Annotated in this window: 7 protein-coding genes and 1 riboswitch; of the genes, 2 read left to right on the forward strand and 5 right to left on the reverse strand. The window is 43.9% G+C overall.

Features of this window, described 5'->3' with window-relative positions; all coding sequences use genetic code 11:
- Nucleotides 1-280: 280 nt before the first annotated feature.
- The 3 genes from cbiQ to QUA16_RS23920 are packed head-to-tail and all read right to left on the reverse strand — an operon-like array spanning nucleotide 281 to nucleotide 2,133.
- Nucleotides 281-1,081, reverse strand: coding sequence for a cobalt ECF transporter T component CbiQ (cbiQ, locus tag QUA16_RS23910; RefSeq protein WP_333106215.1), 801 nt, complete (start codon nucleotides 1,079-1,081; stop codon nucleotides 281-283).
- Nucleotides 1,078-1,410: an energy-coupling factor ABC transporter substrate-binding protein gene (locus QUA16_RS23915; RefSeq protein WP_333106214.1), complete on the reverse strand. Its 333-nt coding sequence runs from the start codon at nucleotides 1,408-1,410 to the stop codon at nucleotides 1,078-1,080. The genes cbiQ and QUA16_RS23915 overlap by 4 nt, the downstream gene beginning before the upstream one ends.
- Nucleotides 1,411-1,416: 6 nt before the next feature.
- Nucleotides 1,417-2,133, reverse strand: coding sequence for an energy-coupling factor ABC transporter permease (locus QUA16_RS23920; RefSeq protein ID WP_333106242.1), 717 nt, complete (start codon nucleotides 2,131-2,133; stop codon nucleotides 1,417-1,419).
- 61 nt (nucleotides 2,134-2,194) lie between these two features.
- Nucleotides 2,195-2,341, reverse strand: a riboswitch (cobalamin riboswitch).
- Between the two features lie 216 nt (nucleotides 2,342-2,557).
- Here QUA16_RS23920 and QUA16_RS23925 point away from each other — a divergent pair.
- Nucleotides 2,558-3,319 carry a Uma2 family endonuclease gene (locus tag QUA16_RS23925; RefSeq protein WP_333106213.1) on the forward strand — a complete coding sequence of 254 codons (762 nt, stop codon included), beginning with the start codon at nucleotides 2,558-2,560 and terminating at the stop codon, nucleotides 3,317-3,319.
- A gap of 248 nt (nucleotides 3,320-3,567) precedes the next feature.
- Nucleotides 3,568-5,142, forward strand: coding sequence for an FAD-dependent oxidoreductase (locus QUA16_RS23930; RefSeq protein ID WP_445252174.1), 1,575 nt, complete (start codon nucleotides 3,568-3,570; stop codon nucleotides 5,140-5,142).
- Here the strand turns inward: QUA16_RS23930 and QUA16_RS23935 are convergent.
- Complete coding sequence (locus QUA16_RS23935; protein WP_333106211.1) at nucleotides 5,132-5,332, reverse strand: hypothetical protein; 201 nt, start codon at nucleotides 5,330-5,332, stop codon at nucleotides 5,132-5,134. The genes QUA16_RS23930 and QUA16_RS23935 overlap by 11 nt on opposite strands.
- 183 nt (nucleotides 5,333-5,515) lie before the next feature.
- On the reverse strand, nucleotides 5,516-6,205 hold the full coding sequence (locus QUA16_RS23940) for a transposase (protein ID WP_333106210.1): 690 nt from the start codon (nucleotides 6,203-6,205) through the stop codon (nucleotides 5,516-5,518).
- Nucleotides 6,206-6,484 lie beyond the last annotated feature (279 nt).

Genomic DNA, 6,484 nt, shown 5'->3' on the forward strand with positions numbered 1-6,484 from the left:
CAATTATTCAACAGGTTTCTTTTGAAGTCAATTCATTAAAGTCATTAATTATGTTCATAAAAGTCATATTTTCCGTCCGCTAGTCCGGCAGGGAATGAATTCCCTGCCTCAAAGCTAAAGTCCTCTGAAGAGGACTGATGAGTTCTTGAGTCCTCTTCAGAGGACTTTAGCTATTAGACAGGGGTTTCAACCCCTGGCGGACTCACGGGATGACTAACGGACTTGGCCGGCTGACAGCTTAAGTTGACACCTATGGGCACTGCCGTCTCCTAATTTCTTTTCAACTTTGAAATACCGCACTTAACAAAGTTAAAAACGTACATCCAAACACCGCTTCCAATGTATATCTTCGCGAAGGTTTATAAGGATAAGAATTCCAAACGCGCAGTTCTCCATTAAAGCCGCGCGACGCTAAACTCAAGGAAACTTGACGGTAGTTTTCCAAAGTTCGCTGAAGCAATTGCCCAATTAAAATGCTTAAACTGTTCATTCCCAGTTTCCAAGTGCGGTAGCCACAGCGCGAGTTTTGTGCTATCCAAAGTTCATCGGCGATCGCCAATAAGCTAAAAATAAACCGATACATTAGTAATAGCAGTTCTGTGACTAACTCTGGACAGCGTAATTGTCTGAGAATCTGCAAGATTTCGGTAAAGGGAACCGTCAAGAGGATGAAATACATACAGCTTGTCGATGCGAAGGCACGGGCAAACAGCAAGCTCACTTGGTATATTCCCGTGCGGCTCACATACAGATAAAAAGTGCCGATGCTAATGCCCCAACCTTGCCAAATATCCCACTGAATTGCAGGGATTTGACTTAACTCAACCGCACCCAGCGCCAAAGCAGGCAAACTTGTCAGCAAAAACATCAACGGTAGCGACAGCAACCGCAAATACAGTTTCCCCGGAATACCCGCATAGATGACGATCCAGACGGCTAACCAAAGGCCGATCGACAATTGGACGATCGCCCCAGAAACTAGAGACAGAATTAAAAGGGCGATCGCAAAGGATAACTTGTGGATTGGCGGCAACCCGCGCAAGCGATTTGTATAAGCCAGACTATCAATCTGATGGTTCATTCCGACGATTTATTATCAGACTGCTGCCGAGATTGCGATCGGCCTTTATACAACCCAATGACGTACCCAACTACGCCAGCCCCCATCGCCGCTTGAGACGCAAACAATAAACTGGAAATTTCGCTGCTAGCCGGCTCAAACAAATGATTAAACCAAGGTTTATAACCCGGTTGAATTTCCGTAATGGCTTTCTTAGCTTGGTCATCTGAACCGCCGTATTTACCCCGCACAAAAACTAGAGGAAACGCTGCCAGAACAATCACAGCGCCCGCCAAAAGCCAATTTTGCCGCGAAGTAGATTGGTGATTTTTTGTAGGTTTTTGATTCACGGCGCCTCACTCCTGTCTCAATAATTTCAAAGTTTCCAACTCCTGCTTCCCGTAAGAATGCAGCCAATTCCAGACCAATAGAGTCAGCAATCCCTCACTGATAGCCAGGGGTACTTGAGTGATAGCAAAGATGCCAGCAAACTTGAGAAAAGAAGCCATAAAACCGCCACTTGCTGCCGGAAAAGCTAATGCTAATTGAATCGAAGTCGTTACATAAGTCAGCAAATCTGCCAAAGCCGCCGCACAAAAAATTGCCGCCCGCTGGCTACCAGTTCGCAACAGCAATTGATAGATAAAATACGCGGCAAACGGGCCGACAATCGCCATCGAAAACATATTCGCTCCCAGCGTTGTCAAGCCACCATGCGCTAACAGTAACGTTTGAAACAGCAGAACTAAAGCCCCCAGTACCGCCATCACCGAAGGGCCGAACAAAATTGCACCCAAACCCGTACCCGTCGGGTGAGAACAACTGCCCGTTACCGAGGGAATTTTTAAAGCAGAAAGCACAAAAGTAAACGCACCCGCCAAAGCAAGCAATAGTTTAAGTTCCGGGTGTTCTTTTGTAATACGAGTAATCGATCGCAAACCTACTGCAAAAAAAGGCAACGCCACAATCCACCAAAACGCAGCCCATTGCATCGGCAAAAAACCTTCCGAAATGTGCATAGCTGCGGCGGGCGTTGCCGAGCCCAGGACAATATAACAACTCAAGCCAGCCATCAATCCCAAGCTGACCAATTTCCGATTTCTGGCCTTCACGCTGAACCTCGCAGATGAGACTATGTAAACTAACACATCGGCGGGCATCCTGACTCAGAAAGCGACAAGACTCTCATTACAGTTGCGGGACAGCGCCGGACTTGCACCGAACTTTCCCCGTTTCCTCTAACGGCTGCTCCCCATTAGAACCGACTCGTTAGACATAGTTTAGTCGATCGCGTAAGTCTCAGCAAATCTTTTACAAAAATTCATTCAGATGAACTAAGTCAAAATTACCTATCATCTTCTCTTCTCTTCCTTCGCGTCTTCGCGGTTCGTTCAATAAATATTCTTTTAGTATTTATAAAGTAGTTTGTAGCCAGATCAACAACTATCGCAAAACAAGTAAAGGCTATAATCTTAGTGAGTTTTGAGGAAAGCCGCCATGTTAGATTACAAATTCCCGAGGCACTGGCCCTCAGCCGATGAACTACCAGACTCAGATGAAACGCCTGTGGATAACGAACTGCAAGAACTAATACCAGGGTTGTTAAAAGCAATATTGCTCATACTTTGGGCAGAACGCATGGACTGGTTTTTTGGCATAGATATGGGTATTTATCATCACCCTGACGAACCGCCCATTGTCCCAGATGCTTTCTTAAGTTTAGGAGTAGAACGATTTTACGACGAAGAATTGCGTCCTAGTTACGTGCTGTGGGATGAAAATGTCATGCCACTTTTCGTGCTAGAAGTTGTTTCCCCAACTTATCGCAAGGAATACAGCACCAAATTAGACACTTATCAAGCTTTAGGCCTACTTTATTACGTCATTTATTCTTCCCGCCGCCGTCGTAAACCTCATCTGGAAGTACACAAGCTAGTCAATGGGAAGTACGAGTTACAGTCAGGAAATCCAGTTTGGATGCCTGAAATTGGTTTGGGGATTGGTTGTGAAAGGGGAAGTTATTCTGGGGTGACAAGGGAGTGGTTGTATTGGTATGATGCCGATGGAAAACGTTATCTGACTCCTGAAGAACAGGTGAAAGAATCAGCCCAGCGCGCCCAACAGGAATCGCAGCGCGCCCAACAGGAATCGCAGCGCGCCCAACAGGAATCGCAGCGCGCCGATCGACTGGCCCAACGTTCCGATCGACTAGCTCAGCGATTGCGGGAGTTGGGGATAGATCCTGATAATCTGAGCTGATGGCAATCAAGAGCACCAGACTGACGGACTCTAGACGCTCAGCAACCGGGTTTTTCAACCGAGATCGATCGTCCTCAACGGAGGATTTTCTGGAAAAAACCCGGTTGCTGCCTCCATAAATGTTTGAATATTTATAGCAAAAATCAGGAAATATCGAGCTAGATTTGGGAAAAACAGAGAGTTGGACGGCAAACATTGCGATCGAGCTCGAAAAGATGAAAACCACCAGAGATTATTAAATAATGGTCATGGATCTGCGTTCTTACGATGTCATCTGTTTTGGTGATGAAGTTCCAGGAGTTCTAGCTGTTATCTCTGCATCCAGAGAATATCTTCGCCGAACAAACCGTTATCCGCGAATTCTACTAATGTCTAAAGCAAGCTTGCAAGAAGGAATTGGCGGACATTTGGTAAGAGGCGGTCTTGCTTATTTAGATAGAAGTCAGATTAGTGAAGAACTTCAACAATCTTTAAAGTTAGATACCTTTGGTTCACCCGCGACAATCTATAAAGAATTCTTACAAAAATCCGGCGTTAAGGCAATTGCACTTGACCCCCGCAAAGCCAGTGCAGCGCTGAAAGAAATGCTGGTACAAGCTGGGGCTGATCTCCTCAGCAAAGTAGAAATTCAATCAGTCACTAAAGCCGGCCAAAAAATTGCCAGTATAACCACCTCTAAAGGCGTAGTTTATGCAGGCAAGCAATTTATTGATGCCACTGTTAATGCCGAATTAGCTCAAGCTGCCGGTGTGAGAAAGCTGCAGGGATTTCAAACATTGGGTCTGCCTAACTCAGAACTTCCAGTCACCCTCGTTTTTGAAACCCAAGGACTCAGTGTAAGAGCACTGAAAGAATTCGATTATATTTATCTAAAACGCTTCACAAACCTGGCCGATTCAGAAAGTCAAAAATTTTTGCTTTACGCTGCCGGCAAGGATGCCAAACTAGCAGAAAAACTCCGCATGGAAATGATCGACACTCAAGGCAATCTCAAAACTCTGTGGGTGGGTAACGATTACATCGATGTTCGCTCGCCGGCTATGTCTGTAGCTTACCACTCCTTTAGAGGAAGAAAACTATCTTTTTCTGAAACTGGCATAATTTTAGATGAGGGAAATATAGCAATACTTCCAAATGATAGACTTTCGTGGAATGCGCTTTTATTTGCAGTCACCGCTAGCGAAGCGGAAGCCTTAGCTAGAAGCGGGAGCAAACCCACGGCTAATATGCAAAGAGAGATGTTATTTATTACAACTTGGCTGAAGAGTTTGGGGGCTACTTCTGTTACTTATGCCTCAGAACTTTATATCAGACACGCCGGCAATGTGACGGGAGTTGTACAACCTTTAACTGGCGCACAAATGCTGTTAGGTGGCGTACCTGCTAATGAAGCCCTGGCAACATTTAGCTATTATTTTGATATACGCGGAGATATCGCGGGTCTTCGCGAGAAAGCAAACAGTCTAGGATGGTTTAAAAGTATGGTGTTTACAAAGCCTATCTTTAATGTTGGCATCCGCCACGCATTAATTAAAAACGTTCCTAACCTGGCAGTGGTCAGTCCCTGTTCTGGATTTGAAGGGTTTGCCTGTTCTGTGGGCAGAATTGTTGAATTCAACGCCGCAGTTGGTCAAGGTGTGGGTATCGCGGCGGTTAATGCCATTCTAAATAACAAAAATATGGCCGATGTATCTAACCGAGAAGTGAGACAAGTTCTCGCCCAAACAGGTCAGTTACCTAAAATTTTTGGAGATCCCAATAGTGGTGATGCAATGCTATTGGCGCAATTCGAGACTCTTGCCAGTTCGGATGCTATTGCGTAATCTCAATTCCGGTGGCACTTCTCATGATTGTTGACTGTTGGCTGTTGGCTGTTGACTGTTGACTGTTGACTGTTGACTGTTGGCTGTTGACTGTTGGCTGTTGACTGTTGGCTGTTGACTGTTGACTGTTGACTGTTGACTGTTGACTGTTGACTGTTGACTGTTGACTAAAATTATGCTTTCGGGACAACGGACTGTTTGGACATGGGAACAAATACCGATGCAACCGGGAACGATTTAATAGCAACTTCAATAAACAATTCAGTAGTAGGTTGGGCAGGTGGAACGAAACTCAAGCCAAAAGTTTTTAGCAAGAAATGAGTGGAATTGGTATTAATATTATGTCCCATCGATCCAATACTTCGGACAGTTTTTAAGCAGCGAGAGTACCATAGGATAGGACTGACGGAAGGTTAGGGTGATTTAAAATTAAATTCCGGTCTAAATCTAACTTATCAATAAAGGTGTAAAGTATATGCCTATTGAATTCACGGCGTTTATAAGAGGTCATGGAAAACACGAATGGCTTGGGAGATGAATGACGATTATAAGCTTCATATTTGGCTAAATTTAAAGCAATTAGACTGGCGTTAAAATGAAAATCAAGGCATTGACCACTACGAGATTGACAATTGGATAAGCCCGTAAATTGTTTGGCATCACGAAAAATAAACTCAATCTGAAAACGAGCCTGATAATACTCAAGTATTTGCTCACCTGTCAGCTCGATATCAGTGCTGAATAATAAAATATTTTTGATTTTACCATTGGGTTGGAGTTCTGAAAGACAAGCTAAACGTATTTTGCATTTTAAAGAAACACTCCATACTACTAATGAGTAAAGCTTAACTCCCGGTTTAACTTCTTTGATGAAGGTTAAGTTTTTTAACTTATTACATTCTACTTTTCCATCGTATTTACGAGGTGCACCTATTTTATTTTTTTCACCTGTATAGAGGTACTTTAAGTTGGCATCTGAGCGTAATTTACTAATCAAATTTAAATTTGAATTTTGTACAGCATCCCAGAACTTAGCGCGGCAATAATAACCATCAGCTACCAATCCGAGCGTACAGATTCTGGCAATAAAGAACGGGTTTTTTTTAAATGTTGAGCATAGTCGTCAACTCTTGTTATATCAGGCGTTGAGCATAGTCGTGCTTTTTTTTTAGTTGGTTTTTTTGATTTTCTTTTCCTTTGAGCAGTGAGGGGATTTTTGGGTAGTTCTGTGGGAGGACGCCAGGGTGTTTGTTGTACACTCACACTATAGAACCCATTTGACATCTAAGAAGAGGGTGCAAGCCTTCTAATCATCAGCCTAATAAAACAAAGGTTGAGCTTG

The organism is Microcoleus sp. S13_C3 (assembly GCF_036700905.1).
GTDB lineage: Bacteria > Cyanobacteriota > Cyanobacteriia > Cyanobacteriales > Microcoleaceae > Microcoleus.